The 14,131-nt window shown below is 58.5% G+C and carries 12 protein-coding genes; 6 read left to right on the plus strand and 6 right to left on the minus strand.

Features of this window, described 5'->3' with window-relative positions; all coding sequences use genetic code 11:
• The first annotated feature begins 173 nt into the window (after nt 1–173).
• The 3 genes from QMK58_RS01870 (at nt 174) to QMK58_RS01880 (ending at nt 3,513) form a co-directional block, all read left to right on the plus strand.
• Complete coding sequence (locus QMK58_RS01870; protein ID WP_053160731.1) at nt 174–581, plus strand: RNA-binding S4 domain-containing protein; 408 nt, start codon at nt 174–176, stop codon at nt 579–581.
• Between the two features lie 307 nt (nt 582–888).
• Nucleotides 889–1,791, plus strand: a complete 903-nt coding sequence (hslO, locus tag QMK58_RS01875; protein WP_053160732.1) for an Hsp33 family molecular chaperone HslO — start codon at nt 889–891, stop codon at nt 1,789–1,791.
• Between the two features lie 180 nt (nt 1,792–1,971).
• A complete protein-coding gene (locus tag QMK58_RS01880; protein ID WP_053160733.1) occupies nt 1,972–3,513 on the plus strand; it encodes a phosphoenolpyruvate carboxykinase in 1,542 nt (513 codons plus the stop codon).
• Between the two features lie 50 nt (nt 3,514–3,563).
• Here the strand turns inward: QMK58_RS01880 and QMK58_RS01885 are convergent.
• From QMK58_RS01885 to QMK58_RS01895, 3 genes are all read right to left on the minus strand, one after another.
• Nucleotides 3,564–4,786, minus strand: a protein-coding gene (locus QMK58_RS01885; RefSeq protein WP_172681848.1) for an IS3 family transposase whose coding sequence is annotated in 2 segments (ribosomal slippage) — nt 3,564–4,435 and nt 4,435–4,786 — 1,224 coding nt in all. Because the reading frame shifts where the segments join, the coding sequence is not laid out codon by codon here.
• A 138-nt stretch (nt 4,787–4,924) separates the two neighbouring features.
• On the minus strand, nt 4,925–5,278 hold the full coding sequence (locus QMK58_RS01890; RefSeq protein ID WP_053153065.1) for a DUF1493 family protein: 354 nt from the start codon (nt 5,276–5,278) through the stop codon (nt 4,925–4,927).
• 199 nt (nt 5,279–5,477) lie between these two features.
• Nucleotides 5,478–5,768 carry a hypothetical protein gene (locus QMK58_RS01895; RefSeq protein ID WP_053153062.1) on the minus strand — a complete coding sequence of 97 codons (291 nt, stop codon included), beginning with the start codon at nt 5,766–5,768 and terminating at the stop codon, nt 5,478–5,480.
• A gap of 390 nt (nt 5,769–6,158) precedes the next feature.
• On the opposite strand from QMK58_RS01895, the gene QMK58_RS01900 reads away from it, so the two are divergent.
• The 3 genes from QMK58_RS01900 to QMK58_RS01910 all read left to right on the plus strand — a co-directional run bounded on the left by QMK58_RS01900 (nt 6,159) and on the right by QMK58_RS01910 (nt 10,016).
• The gene (locus QMK58_RS01900; protein WP_053153058.1) at nt 6,159–8,108 is read left to right on the plus strand and encodes an ATP-dependent DNA helicase RecQ; all 1,950 of its coding nucleotides are present in this window, start codon (nt 6,159–6,161) and stop codon (nt 8,106–8,108) included.
• Between the two features lie 90 nt (nt 8,109–8,198).
• Nucleotides 8,199–9,425: a 3-hydroxyacyl-CoA dehydrogenase gene (locus QMK58_RS01905; protein ID WP_053153056.1), complete on the plus strand. Its 1,227-nt coding sequence runs from the start codon at nt 8,199–8,201 to the stop codon at nt 9,423–9,425.
• Nucleotides 9,426–9,596: 171 nt separating this feature from the next.
• Nucleotides 9,597–10,016 carry an acyl-CoA thioesterase gene (locus QMK58_RS01910; protein ID WP_053153053.1) on the plus strand — a complete coding sequence of 140 codons (420 nt, stop codon included), beginning with the start codon at nt 9,597–9,599 and terminating at the stop codon, nt 10,014–10,016.
• A gap of 66 nt (nt 10,017–10,082) precedes the next feature.
• On the opposite strand, the gene QMK58_RS01915 is transcribed toward QMK58_RS01910, so the two are convergent.
• The 3 genes from QMK58_RS01915 to fdhD form a co-directional block, all read right to left on the minus strand.
• A complete protein-coding gene (locus QMK58_RS01915; protein ID WP_053153051.1) occupies nt 10,083–10,577 on the minus strand; it encodes a glycine zipper domain-containing protein in 495 nt (164 codons plus the stop codon).
• 303 nt (nt 10,578–10,880) lie between these two features.
• Nucleotides 10,881–13,229 carry an FdhF/YdeP family oxidoreductase gene (locus tag QMK58_RS01920; RefSeq protein ID WP_053153046.1) on the minus strand — a complete coding sequence of 783 codons (2,349 nt, stop codon included), beginning with the start codon at nt 13,227–13,229 and terminating at the stop codon, nt 10,881–10,883.
• Nucleotides 13,226–14,065 carry a formate dehydrogenase accessory sulfurtransferase FdhD gene (gene fdhD / locus QMK58_RS01925; RefSeq protein WP_053153043.1) on the minus strand — a complete coding sequence of 280 codons (840 nt, stop codon included), beginning with the start codon at nt 14,063–14,065 and terminating at the stop codon, nt 13,226–13,228. Before fdhD ends, QMK58_RS01920 begins: the two co-directional genes overlap by 4 nt.
• Nucleotides 14,066–14,131 lie beyond the last annotated feature (66 nt).

The raw sequence follows: 14,131 nt of genomic DNA on the forward strand, positions 1-14,131 counted from the left end.
TTCGCGGTATTCACGCAGAATAATGGGTAAAAGGCGATAGATATCTACGGCCCGTTTTTCCAGTCTCGCGGGGGAGGTGATGAAATGTCAGCATTGTAGTTCGCGACGACGAAATTCTTGGCACGAGAGAAACGGTAGTACAGTTCACCAATATTTCAGTGTGAGGAAATTCCATGGCACAAAAAAACGAAGAGGACGACAAAGTCCGTCTCGATAAATGGCTGTGGGCTGCGCGCTTCTACAAAACCCGAGCCTTGGCCAAGGCCGCGATTGAAAGCGGCAAGGTGCATTGCCGGGGCGAGCGCTGCAAGCCGGGCAAAGAGCCGCGTATCGGCGATGAGTTTGTGATTCGCACTGGTTTCGAGGAGCGCACAGTGGTGGTTCAGGCGCTGTCGATCGTGCGACGTGGCGCGCCAGAGGCGCAGACCTTGTACGCGGAGACTGAAGCCAGCATCGCCAAGCGCGAAAATGCGGCGGCTCAACGCAAGGCCGGCGCTTTGGGCGTGAGCACCGATGGCAAGCCGAGCAAGAAGCAGCGGCGGGATTTGTTCAAGTTCCGCGGTAATAGCAACGACGACTAAATGTCGCCGCACTTGCAATTGGTCGGTTGCGCATCCATATCCGGTAGGTCGCCAGCGGCGCGTTGTACTAAGCCGTCGCCGCTCGTCGAAAAAATCACACAGCCTCTGACCTGTAGGCCATAACCACATTGCCAGCAGTGTCAGCGCAGGACGTTGCCCAGATCCGGCGCGCGATCCGCCTTGCTTGGATCCGCCCCGGATTGTTCATAAAATGCCTTTCATGGCTGAACATCGCGCACCCAAGCGGTAGCGCAGGCAAATTTCCTTTTTCCCGTAACCTTTTTCATCAATTCAGATACCCAGACCTATGACCGACCAAGCGGATAACGACTTCACCCAGCGCTTCATCTTCGATGACAGCGACACCCGTGGCGAGCTGGTCTCGTTGGAGCTCAGCTACGCCGAAGTCCTGGCCAAACACGCCTACCCGCAGCCGGTTGCGCAATTGCTCGGCGAGCTGATGGCGGCCGCTTCATTGCTGGTCGGCGCGATGAAATTCGATGGCTTGCTGATTTTGCAGGCCCGCTCCGAGGGACCGATTCCACTGCTGATGATCGAGTGCTCCAGCGAGCGCGACATCCGTGGCCTGGCCCGTTATGAAGCGGATCGCATCGCACCGGATGCGACCCTGGCCGACTTGATGCCCGACGGCGTTCTGGCGCTGACCATCGACCCGAAACAGGGCCAGCGCTACCAGGGCATCGTCGACCTTGACGGCGCCACACTGTCCGAATGCTTCACCAACTATTTCGTCATGTCGCAACAAGTCGGCACGCGTTTCTGGCTCTATGCCGATGGCCGTCGTGCCCGTGGCTTGTTGCTGCAACAACTGCCGGCCGACCGCTTGAAAGACGAAGAAGAGCGCGCTGCCAGCTGGCAGCACATCACCACACTTGCCGGTACGCTGAACGCCGATGAGCTACTGAGCCTGGATAACGAAACTGTGCTTCATCGTCTCTACCATGACGAGCAGGTGCGTATGTTTGACGTGCAGAAATTACGTTTCCGCTGCAGCTGCTCGCGCGAACGTTCGGCCAATGCACTGGTCAGTTTGGGTATGGAAGACGCGCAGCAACTGGTGGTCGAACACGGTGGCAACATCGAGATCGATTGCCAGTTTTGCAACCAGCGCTACTTGTTTGATGCCGCCGATGTCACTCAATTGTTCGCCGGCGCGGGCATCGAGACGCCGTCAGATACCCGTCACTAAAACGTTTCAGCGCAGGTAAATTCACTGGCAAGTGCCGGATTAGCGCCGTAACGACAGGAGGGGTCTACTCTTTTTGGCCTTTTCTGGCATAATCCGGCCCACTTTTTTCGCGGTAGTAGTGCACGACTTTCTACTACAAAAACGTTTGGAGCACTCGGCCACTGGCCGACGGGGAACCTCATGACGCAAGCCAACAATGCCGTGTACACCGATCTGAGTGTTGATGATCTGGTTAAAGAAGCTCTCAACCGCGGTGAAGGCGAGCTTGCCGATACCGGCGCACTGGTTGTTCGTACCGGTCACCGTACCGGCCGTTCGCCAGTCGACCGTTTCATCGTTGAAGAGCCTAGCACCCAGGCTGCCATCGCCTGGGGCCCGATCAACCGCAAGTTCCCGGCCGACAAGTTCGATGCCCTGTGGGCTCGCGTCGAGGCGTTCAACAACGCGCAAGAGCACTTTGTTTCCCACGTGCATGTAGGCGCGGCTGAAGATCACTACCTGGCCGTTAAAATGACCACCCAGACTGCCTGGCAGAACCTGTTCGGTCGTTGCCTGTTCATCAACCCGGCCCAGTACAACCCGGCCGGTCGCGAAGAATGGCAAGTGCTCAACGTAGCCAACTTCGAGTGCGTGCCTGAGCGTGACGGCACCAACTCCGACGGTTGCGTGATCCTCAACTTCGCACAGAAGAAAGTGCTGATTGCCGGCATGCGTTACGCCGGTGAAATGAAGAAAGCCATGTTCTCGGTGCAGAACTTCCTGTTGCCTGCCGCTGACGTGCTGCCGATGCACTGCGCCGCCAACATTGGCGAAGAAGGCGACGTGACCCTGTTCTTCGGTCTGTCCGGCACCGGCAAAACCACCCTGTCCGCCGACGAAAGCCGTTACCTGATCGGTGACGACGAACACGGCTGGGGCGAAGGCGTGGTGTTCAACATCGAAGGCGGTTGCTATGCCAAGTGCATCGACCTGTCCGAGAAGAACGAACCGGTTATCTGGAAAGCCATCAAGCACGGCGCGGTCCTGGAAAACGTCGTTATCGATGACGCCAAGCACGCCGACTACGCTGATGTCAGCCTGACCCAGAACAGCCGTGCCGCCTACCCGCTGGAAAACGTTGCCAAGCGTTCCGAGAAGAACCTCGGTGGCGAGCCTAACGCTGTGATCTTCCTGACCTGCGACCTGACCGGCGTTCTGCCGCCAGTGTCGATCCTCAACGAAGAGCAAGCGGCTTACCACTTCCTGTCCGGCTACACCGCACTGGTGGGCTCGACTGAAATGGGTTCGGGCAGCGGCATCAAGTCGACTTTCTCCACCTGCTTCGGCGCACCGTTCTTCCCGCGTCCGGCTGGCGAATACGCTGAGCTGCTGATCAAGCGCATCCGCGGTTTCGGCTCCAAGGTCTACCTGGTCAACACCGGCTGGACCGGTGGCGGCTACGGCGTCGGCAAGCGCTTCAACATCCCGACCACCCGTGCGGTGATCGCAGCGATCCAGAGCGGCGCGCTGATCGGTGCAGAGACCGAGCACCTGGACACCATCAACCTCGACGTGCCAGTGGCCGTACCGGGCGTTGAGACTGGCCTGCTGAACCCACGCAACACTTGGGAAGACAAAGCCGCCTACGACGAAGCCGCCAAAGCACTGGCCGGCCTGTTCATCGAGAACTTCAAGAAGTTCGAAGTGAGCGACGCGATCAAGGCTGCGGGTCCTAATTTGTAAGTGTTGGTTTGAGTGTCTAGTCCTGAAATAGGTTTACACCTGTTTCAGTCTCAAAACGCCCGATGCACCGCATCGGGCGTTTTGTATTTCAAGGCCAGATGTGGCCGCTCCGCGTTGTAGATCAGCACCGATTCATCAACCATTCTCACCGCGTCGGCCAGGTTCTTGGGGCGATGCAGCAAAAACTCCGTCTTCAAAATCCCGTTTATTCGCTCCGCCATCGCGTTCTGATAGCAGTCATAGCCATCGGTCATCGAACAAATGACCCCGTGCTTGGTGTGAAAACGCTGATAAAGGTCGGAGCAATACTGCGCCCCACGGTCTGAGTGATGAACCAGCGGCTGCTTGGTTTTCCTTCCTCCTACAGCCTTCTTCAGCGCTTTGAGCACCGACTCTGTATGCAAGCTCTCATGCACATGATGTCCCACTATTTTACGCGAGTAGGCGTCGGTGATCAGGCTCAGATAAGCAACGCTCTCCTGGGTAGGCAGATAGGTTATATCCGCAACCCAAACTTGCTCAGGAGCACAGGCAATGATTTGCTGCGGGCCTGCCTTGAGTAGGTTTGGATGGCGGCGAAATCGATGATGGCTGTGGGTGGTCTTGTGGTATGCCCGCTTGCGAGGGACCAATTCTCGCGCTTCTCGCAGGATGCTGAACAGGCGATCGCGCCCCACCCGCAGACTCGTTTCTGCTTCGGCCTGCAGCATATAATGCAGCTTGCGTGTTCCCAGCCTTGGCTGGCGCCGCCGCTTTTCCAAGACGAAATCCACGACCTTTTGATCGTCGCTAGCCTTCGCATCAAACGCTCGGTTGCGCTTGTAGTAAGCCTGACGTGAAATGCCCATGAACAGGCAAGCCCTGCTGATACTCAGGTCTTTGACTTGCCCTTGCGCGAGGACTTGCCGGGTCGCTTTTTTACGATGGATACACCGTAGTCGTTCTTCAAGACGTTTACGACAGCCTCGAAAAACTGAGCCTTTTGATTGCTCAGTTCAAGCTGTTCTTCAAGCTCTTTGATCCGCTGCTCGGGTGACAGCGGTACCGTGGACTCGGCCATGGAACTCTTCCTCAGCACTCGAATAGACGCGCCTTGGCTCCAATCCTGCCGACCATGCTTGCGTAACCACACCAACACCGTTGACCGACCCTGGATGCCATAGCGCCGTTGAGCCTCTTTATAACTCAACTCGCCCTTTTCGACCTGATCGACCACCGACAATTTAAAAGCCAGCGTGTAATCGCGCTGACTGCGCCTTTTCCCCGAATCCATTGCTCCCTCCTGAAAATAGGTCAGAAGGTGTAAACCTTATTCAGGACGGGACAGAGCTAACGAAAAAGCCGCCCCTCGGGGCGGCTTTTTTGTGCGCAAAATTCAGTTTTCGCGGGCAAGTGTGACTGCATCGCAGTGTTACAGGCCTGCCAGCACATCCGTTTCCCAGCATTGGGCCTTGATGGCCTGGTAGAGCATGCCGAGGGTCAATGGCACCTTCTCACCGCGCCCCTTGGCTTGACGCTTTAGATTCACGTCAAAGCCCTCAGGCTGGAAATAGCGATAACTGTCGAAATCCACGAAGTCGATGGCGAAGTGGTCCTCCAGGGTTTCGATCAAATGTTGTGCATCGGCGCCGTTGCAACCGAGGTCAAAGTTGATTGAGGTGCTGAGGCTGATGGCTTTGCGTTCGGGGAAGCCGAGTTCTTCGTGCAGTAGCTGGATGAGCTGATGGAGAGCGGGGTCGTCAGGGAGATTGGGGTCGAGGTTCATGCGGGATGTCCTGTGGGCTTGGGCGGATTTTATTGGTCGTCGCACTAGAGGGGAAGGAGCGGAACCGGCGTTCATCCCGCGAAACTTCGTTCATATGTTTTTCCAGTTGAGCATGCGTTGCTGATTGGCTTATCCACAGTGCACCGCGTTTCTTCTTCGCGATCAGGCTCGCTCCTACAAGGAGGGGGATGGTGTTTCTTCAGACGGTGAGTTTTGGCAGGCGTTGCCGGGCGATGTCGAGCAGGTCGTTGCCGTCCTGGGTCAGCAGGTAGAGCGCGCTGACGATCTTGGGGATGTCGCTGGCGTCGGCCTGTTTGAAGCACAGACAGTAAAGCGTTTCGAGCAGATCGCTGGCGGCGCGGATGCGTTGGCGGGCAGCGTCGAGGATCTCGTAGGGATCGGCCTCGGTGTCGATGACCAGCACCGGGGTTTCGCTGTAGCGGGATTTGAGTGGTCGGAATCGATCAGTCAGTGGATCGGGGTTGTTCATCGAGGTGGGTCCTGTGCGTAATCGGCAAGTGTGCCCGGCAGGCCGAGACACTGTTTCAGCCGCGCCGGAAACTATAGGAGGGCGTGGTGTTGAGGGACAAGACGGCGGAGATCGACAGGCTTTGTAGGGGGTTTATCGGGTTTTGAGGAAAGAGACTACGGGGTGGTTGAAGGTGCCTAAGACGTTGTAGGCAATTTCGGGTGTTGTGTTGACTGTGCTGGTCCCATCGCTAGCCTGCTAGCGATAGCTATCTGACGGTCACTACATCCCTCAAGTCTTCCAAGCCATCCGCTGTATCATCGCGTATCGTTTTGCCCCCGACCTTTTCTCGACTCGCTGCGATCGCCGGCTAGGCTTTGCTCATCGCAGCGGTCAACGGAGTGACAGCTTATGCACAACACCCTGGAACAGGTTTTCGGTTATCCACAGTTTCGGCCTGGGCAGGAGGCTGCGGTCAGCGCGGTACTGGCGGGGCGCTCGGCGGCGGCTATTTTTCCCACCGGTTCCGGCAAGTCCCTTTGCTATCAATTATCGGCCGTGCTGCTGCCGCACCTGACGCTGGTGGTTTCGCCGTTGCTGGCATTGATGCAGGATCAGTTGGCGTTCCTGCAACGCCACGGCATCGCCGCGGGCAGCATCGATTCGGCCCAGAGTCGCGATGATGCAATCGATGTGATGGCCCGCGCCAAGTCCGGTGAATTGAAGATTCTGATGATCTCGGTCGAGCGTCTGAAGAACGAGCGTTTCCGAAATTTTTTGCAGCAGGTGCCGATCTCGCTGCTGGTGGTGGACGAGGCGCATTGCATCTCGGAATGGGGCCACAACTTTCGCCCGGACTACCTCAAGCTTCCTGACTATCAACGGCAGTTCAACATTGCGCAGGTGCTGCTGTTGACGGCCACGGCGACGCCCAAAGTGATTGCAGACATGCAGTCGAAATTCGCCATCGCCGCCGCCGATGTAGTGACCACGGGTTTCTATCGCCCCAACCTGAATCTACTGGTGGAGCCCGTGCGTGGTCAGGACAAGCGTCGGCGTCTCGTCGAGTGGATGGGTGAGCGCCACGGCCAACCCAGTATCGTCTACGTCACCCTGCAGAAAACCGCCGAGCACATTGCCGAACACCTGAACCGTAATGGCATTGAAGCGCAGGCTTATCACGCCGGTTTACCTCACGATCAGCGCGACGTTATCCAGAAACGCTTCATGGGCGGGCAGTCCAATTGCATCGTCGCCACCATTGCATTCGGCATGGGCATCGACAAAAGCGATATCCGCAATGTGGTGCATTTCGACCTGCCCAAATCCATCGAAAACTACAGCCAGGAAATCGGCCGTGCGGGGCGTGATGGCCAGCCGTCCGAGTGCCTGGTACTGGCCAACCGCGACAGCCTCAACGTGCTGGAAAACTTTGTCTACGGCGATACGCCTGAGCTGGATGGCATCCGTCATGTGCTCGACGAATTGCAAGCCTGCGCTCCGGAAGGGCAATGGGAGTTTTTGCTGGGGCCGCTGGCGGACCAGAGCAACATCCGTCAGCTCCCGCTCAAGACCTTGCTGGTTCAACTGGAGCTGCGGGGAATCATCGCCCCGCGCTACGCCTACTATGCCGAATACCGATTCAAGTACTTGCTGGAGCCCGATGCCTTGCTGGCGCGTTTTGAGGGTGAGCGCAGGGATTTCGTCGCAGCCATTATCCAGACCTCCAGCCGTGCCCGAACCTGGGCCACGGTGAATTTCGATGCCCTGTACGAGCAGCATCAAGCCGAGCGCAATCGAGTGGTCAAGGCGCTGGATTATTTTCAGGAGAAGGGTTGGGTCGAGCTGGAAAGCAAGCAGATGACGGAGGTCTACAGCCTGCTGCAAAGCAATTTCGACAGCGCCGCGTTGAGCGAAGAGCTGCACGCTTACTTCAGACGACACGAACACACCGAGATCGCACGGATTCACGCGATGCTGGATCTGTTCGCTACCGAGCGCTGCCTGGGTTATCGCCTGGCTGAATACTTCGGTGACGAAAATGCACCGCAGCAATGCGGGCATTGTTCGGTGTGTCACGGGCAAGTGGCGCGGTTACCGGCACCACCGGCGTTGCCGGCGCTTGTGGATAAAAACTTCGAGGCGCTGTGTGGCAATTTTATCCACAGGCACGAGCAGCATACGGGCAGCGCGCCCTCGGCTGAGCGCACGACGCGATTCTTGTGCGGGATCAGCGTGCCGTTGTTCACCAAGCTCAAGGCGCGGGCGATTCCGGGGTTTGCGGCGTTGGAGGATTATCCGTATGCCGAGGTGCGGGCGTGGGCCGAGCGGCATCTGCAGGAGGCCACATCCATCCGCTGAATGTTGCTCATCACAGGAATAAATTTCAAAAAAACGTTGTGGCTGACTATGGTGGGGGCTGTCTTTGGATCGCCAACAAGAGAACACAATATGAGCCAGACTCCGACGAATATTCAGCGCGCAGCCGTGATTGGCGCGGGCACCATGGGCCGAGGCATTGTCATGTGCCTGGCCAATGCCGGGGTGGCGGTGCAGTGGGTTGATAACAATCCGCAGATGCTGGAGCAGGCGTTGGTTACCGTGGCAGACACCTACGCCCACAGTGTGCGGCAGGAGCGTATCGATCAGGCTGAAGCAGACGCTCGTATCGCCAGGGTCAGTGCTGCGCCGGATTACGCGGCCATTCGCGATGTCGACCTGGTCATCGAGGCGGTGTACGAAAACCTTGAACTCAAGCAACAAATCTTCCGCGAACTGGATGGCCTGCTCAAGTCCGAAGCGATTCTGGCCAGCAACACCTCGGCGCTGGACATCGATGCCATTGCGGCGGTGACTCGCCGGCCGCAGCAAGTCCTGGGTCTGCACTTCTTCAGCCCGGCACACATCATGAAACTGCTGGAAATCGTCCGTGGCGCCCAGACTGCACCGGCGGTCATCGACGCTGCGTTGGCACTGGGCAAACGCATGGGCAAGGTCAGTGTGGTGTCGGGCAACTGCGACGGTTTCATCGGCAACCGCATGCTCAATACCTATGTGCTGGAAGCGCGCAAAATGCTGCTGGAGGGGGCTTATCCTTACCAGGTCGATGCGGCGCTGCAGGGTTTCGGTTTCGCCATGGGCCCGTTCCGTATGTTCGACGTGGTCGGTGTTGATCTGCAATGGCGCGCCCGACAGCTGTCCGGTATCGGTCAGGATGCGCCTGAGGTTCAGGTGGATAACCGGCTGTGTGAGTTGGAGCGTTTTGGCCAGAAGAGCGGCAACGGCTATTACCACTATGAGCCGGGCAGTCGTCAGGCTGAACATGATCCTCTGGTCGACGCGTTGGTGCTGGAAGTCAGCGAGGGGCTGGGGTTCCAGCGTCGCGAGATCAGCCAGGAAGAGATTCTGGAGCGCTGCTTGCTGGCACTGGTCAACGAAGGGGCGAAGATCCTTCAGGAAGGCATCGCGCAGTCGTCTCACGACATCGACCTGGTTTACCTCAACGGATACGGTTTCCCGGCAGACAAGGGCGGGCCGATGGCCTGGGCGGATCAGCAAGGGTTGGCGGATATTCATCAACGCTTGCTGGCGCTGGAGACTCGCCAGGGCGATCACTGGAATCCGGCGCGGTTGATTGGAGAGTTGGCGGCGCAGGGTAAGGGGTTTGCTGACAAGTGATTGATGTGGCGCCCGTGCGGGCGTCTTCGCCGGCAGGCTGGCTCCCACGGTTGATCCAGGTTGCCCGCAGAATTTGTGTATGACCAGGATTCAATGTGCGAGCTTGCTCGCGATGAGTTCAAATCGGTTTTTCGACTTAGACTGGCTATCCAATTCCAGGAATCAACGCTGATGCCACAACGCACCGACTACCCGCACTTTCAGCCCATCACCACGCGCTGGCATGACAACGACGCCTATGGCCACGTCAACAATGTCACCTACTACGGCTTCTTCGACACAGCGGTGAACACCTACCTGATCGAGGTCGGTGGCCTGGATATCCACGATGGCGAGGTGGTGGGGTTCGTAGTGAGTTCGGCCTGCGATTACTTTTCTTCCATCGCATTCCCGGATCGGATCGAGATCGGTTTGCGGGTCGCGAAATTGGGTAACAGTTCGGTGCAGTATGAGCTGGCGGTGTTCAAGCAAGGGGCAGACGAGGCCTGCGCGGCAGGGCGCTTCGTACATGTGTTTGTCGACCGGGCATCGAATCAGCCTGTGACGATTCCGATCGGGTTGCGCAGTGCGCTGGAGCGGTTGGTGGTTTAAACACCGAAAAAAAATCGCAGCCCTTGGGCTGCGATTTTTTCACCTGTCAGCGAAACCCTTCGGGTCTCAGCGACGATGGCGGTAGTACTTGTGATGCTTGCGATGGCCGTAGGCATGGCCGCGACCCGGGTGACCATCACGGTAGTAGCGACGATCATCATGGCCGCGATGGGAATGACGATCATCATCGTCGTCGTCATCGCTCTTGTTGCCCATGTAGTTACCCAGCGCGCCACCGGCGCCACCGCCTGCTGCGGAGCCGATCAGGCTGCCAGTGGTGCCGCCCACGCTGCGGCCGACCACGTTGCCGCCTGCTGCGCCCAACGCACCACCAATGGCGGCTTCGCCACGGCTGCGTTTGTCTGCGCCGACTGCGCTACCACCCGCACCGCCCAAGGCCGCGCCGATAGTGGAACCGGTATTACCGCCGATGGATTGACCGACGACCGAGCCCAGAACCCCGCCCAATGCGCCGCCCACACCTGCTTCGGTGGTGCCGCCAGCAGAGGCAATGCCACTGACCAAGCCAAGGGACAACAAGAGAATCGAGGAGAACTTCATGGAGGAACCTCAAGGGGATGACGGCGCGATCCTGAGGCTCTGGAATGGGTGTGACAATCGAAATCCGACGAATAACACGACTTGTATACAATTGTGCAAGTTACTGTTTTTTGGGCGGAACTTAACGATTTTTCGTCGGTCTTTTACTTATTCGCAAAGGCCGTTTTCATTGAAAACGGCCTTTTTTGTGGGCGTAAGGAATGCTGTTGAGTGGGTCATTGAAGTCAAATGATCGCAGCCTGCGGCAGCTCCTACAAAGATCGGTGCAGGAGCTGCCGCAGGCTGCGATCTTTTGATATTGCATCAAGCAGACCTGGCCATGATCAACCCGGTCTCGCTCGCTGCTTCCAAACGGATCGCCACAAACTTCGACGTCGGCGTATGGCTGCCATCCCCGGTGCTCTCCAGCGGCACCAGTGGATTCACTTCCGGATAGTACGCCGCCGCTTGCCCGGCCGGGATGTCGAACGCCAGCAGTGTGAAGCCTTTCACCCGACGCTCCTCGCCATCATCCCAGATCGACACAATGTCGGCCTTTTGACCTGGCTTAAAGCCCAGGCGAATGATGTCGGCTTCGTTGACGAACAGCACGTCACGCTGACCCTTTACGCCGCGATAACGATCGTTGAGGCCATAGATCGTGGTGTTGTACTGATCGTGGGAGCGCATCGATTGCATGATCAGGTCCGGCAACACACCGGTGGCGCGGGTGCGTTCGTGGACCAGATCCCGGGGCAGGACGTTTGGCTTGAAATTGGCCCGCCCCGATGCGGTATTCCACTTGCGTTCACCGGCACTGTTACCGAGGTAAAAACCGCCCGGGTTCTTGATCTTCTCATTGAAGTCATTGAAGTTGGGAAGGGTGTCGGCGATCAGGTCGCGGATGCGGCGGTAGTCGGCCACCAGCCAGTTCCAGTCCACCGGGTGGCTACCCAGCGTCGCAGCGGCGATGCCGGCCAGGATTGCCGGTTCCGAGCGCATCTGATTCGACAGCGGCTGCAACTGGCCGTTAGAGGCGTGGACCATGCTGAACGAATCCTCAACGGTCACCGCTTGCGGGCCTCCAGTCTGGATGTCGATATCAGTGCGGCCCAGGCACGGAAGGATCAGCGCATCCTTGCCATGGGTCAAATGGCTGCGGTTGAGCTTGGTGCTGATCTGCACGGTCAGGTCGCAGTTCTGCAGGGCTCGGAAGGTACGCCGGCTATCCGGTGTGGCCTGGGCGAAGTTGCCGCCCAGGGCAATGAACACTTTCGCCCGACCTTCGGCCATGGCGTGGATCGCCTCAACCACGTTGTGACCGTTATCGCGCGGCACTTTGAACTGGAAGCGTCGTTCCAGTGCATCGAGAAACGCGACCGGCGGACGCTCATTGATGCCCATGGTCCGGTCACCCTGCACGTTGCTGTGGCCTCGCACCGGACACAGGCCGGCACCCGGTCGTCCGATGTTGCCGCGCAGCATCATCAGATTGGCGATTTCCTGGATGGTCGCCACCGAGTGACGATGCTGGGTGATGCCCATGGCCCAGCACATGATGACGTTCTTGCCCTTGGCATACATCCGCGCCGCCTGCTCGATTTCCTCGAGGGTCAGGCCGGACTGCTCGATGATCTGGTCCCACGGGGTATCGTCGATGGTCGCCAGATAGTCCAGCACGTTAACGCTGTGTTCATTGAGAAAGTCGTGATCGAACACTGCCGGGGCGCCAGTCCTTTGCGCGTCGCGCTCCCACAGTAGAAGGAATTTTGCCATGCCGCGCATGATCGCCATGTCGCCACCGAGCGCCGGGCGGAAGAACGCGGTGTTGGTCGGTTTGTCGCCGTTGGTGAGCATTTCGATCGGGTGCTGCGGATGCTGGAAACGCTCAAGTCCACGCTCCTTGAGCGGGTTGATGCACACCACTTGAGCACCGCGCTTGACTGCTTCACGCAGCGGTTCGAGCATTCGCGGGTGGTTGGTGCCGGGGTTCTGGCCCCAGACGAAAATCGCATCGGCGTGTTCGAAGTCGTCGAAGGTCACGGTGCCTTTGCCGACGCCAACGCTCTGCGCCAACGCCACGCCACTGGCCTCATGACACATGTTCGAGCAGTCAGGGAAGTTGTTGGTGCCGTAGGCGCGCACGAACAGCTGGTACAAAAAAGCCGCTTCGTTGCTGGCGCGGCCCGAGGTATAGAACTCGGCCTGATTCGGGCTCGACAAACCCTTCAGATGCTTGGCAATCAGGGCGAACGCATCGTCCCAACTGATCGGCTTATAGCGGTCGGTTTCTGCGTCGTAGCGCATCGGCTCGGTCAGGCGACCTTGATATTCGAGCCAGTAGTCGCTCTGCTCCAGCAACGAGGTGACGCTGTGCTTAGCGAAGAACTTGCCATCGACACGGCGTTTGGTCGCTTCCCAGTTCACCGCTTTGGCGCCGTTCTCGCAGAACATCACCATGCCCTTTTCCGGCGAATCGCCCCAGGCGCAACCTGGGCAGTCGAAGCCACCGTTCTGGTTGGTCTTGAGCATAATGCGCAGATTTTTCAGCGCGTTGTCGCTGGTCAACCAGGCCTGGGCCACGCTGATCAGTGCGCCCCAACCCCCGGCTGGACCTCTGTAGGGCTTGTAACGAGGGACGGGTTTCTGGTCGGCTTGACGGTGTTGACTCACGCTTGGTTCTCCATCGCAGGGCTGTAGACCCGCGGCGCATTCTTTTGCGGCAGGTGGACGAGATTGAGGTTGTGGCGCCGAGCCCATTGCACGGCAAGGCCAGTGGGTGCCGACAGGCTGACCAGGGTCTGGATGCCGGCGCGCAGGACCTTCTGGATCAGTTCGAGACTGCAACGGCTGGTGACGATCGCCAGTCCACCAGCGGTCGGGATTTTTTGCCTGATCAGACCGCCGATCAATTTGTCGAGGGCGTTGTGTCGACCGATGTCTTCACGGCCCAGCAGCAATTCACCCTGATCATTCATGAACACCGCCGCATGCACGGCACCGCAATGCTGGCCCAACGGCTGGAACGCACCAATGCGCTGGCGCAGGCCGTCGAGCCATTCGGCGGGTGGCAGCGGCGCACCGGGCAAAACTTTCAGATCCGGCAATGCCTGCTCGACCGCCTCCACGCCGCACAACCCGCAACCGCTGGTGCCGGCCAGTTGCCGACGCTGTTGCTTGAGGTTCCAGAAGGCACGATTGGCAATGGTCACTTGCGCGTACTGCGCCGACCCCGAGCCGCTCAGTTGCAGGTCATAAATGTCTGTGGCGTGCTCGATGATGCCGCTGCCCAGGCTGAAGCCGACGATGAAGTCTTCCAGGTCTGTGGGTGTCACCAGCATGACTGCCTGGCTGATGCCGTTATAGGCAATTGCCAGCGCCACTTCCTCTGCCAGCGCGGTGCTGGCCGATTCCGAGTATTCAAGATCGCTGTAACTGTAGGTCTGGCTTGCGGCGGGCGCGGGCGTTTCGAGGTCAGGCGCCGCGCAGGCAGGGCGCTTGGTATTCATGGCATCACCGACGGGTTGATCAGCTTTAAGACTAGGCGTGACAACATGTCGCGTCTAATCGCTATT

The sequence above is a fragment of the Pseudomonas sp. P8_241 genome, from assembly GCF_034008315.1.
GTDB lineage: Bacteria > Pseudomonadota > Gammaproteobacteria > Pseudomonadales > Pseudomonadaceae > Aquipseudomonas.

Bases quoted from the DNA above. Each gene is read 5' to 3' on its own strand.
- QMK58_RS01870 (WP_053160731.1), top strand. From the start codon at position 174: ATGGCACAAAAAAACGAAGAGGACGACAAAGTCCGTCTCGATAAATGG.
- hslO (WP_053160732.1), top strand. From the start codon at position 889: ATGACCGACCAAGCGGATAACGACTTCACCCAGCGCTTCATCTTCGAT.
- QMK58_RS01880 (WP_053160733.1), top strand. From the start codon at position 1,972: ATGACGCAAGCCAACAATGCCGTGTACACCGATCTGAGTGTTGATGAT.
- QMK58_RS01890 (WP_053153065.1), bottom strand. From the start codon at position 5,278: ATGAACCTCGACCCCAATCTCCCTGACGACCCCGCTCTCCATCAGCTC.
- QMK58_RS01895 (WP_053153062.1), bottom strand. From the start codon at position 5,768: ATGAACAACCCCGATCCACTGACTGATCGATTCCGACCACTCAAATCC.
- QMK58_RS01900 (WP_053153058.1), top strand. From the start codon at position 6,159: ATGCACAACACCCTGGAACAGGTTTTCGGTTATCCACAGTTTCGGCCT.
- QMK58_RS01905 (WP_053153056.1), top strand. From the start codon at position 8,199: ATGAGCCAGACTCCGACGAATATTCAGCGCGCAGCCGTGATTGGCGCG.
- QMK58_RS01910 (WP_053153053.1), top strand. From the start codon at position 9,597: ATGCCACAACGCACCGACTACCCGCACTTTCAGCCCATCACCACGCGC.
- QMK58_RS01915 (WP_053153051.1), bottom strand. From the start codon at position 10,577: ATGAAGTTCTCCTCGATTCTCTTGTTGTCCCTTGGCTTGGTCAGTGGC.
- fdhD (WP_053153043.1), bottom strand. From the start codon at position 14,065: ATGAATACCAAGCGCCCTGCCTGCGCGGCGCCTGACCTCGAAACGCCC.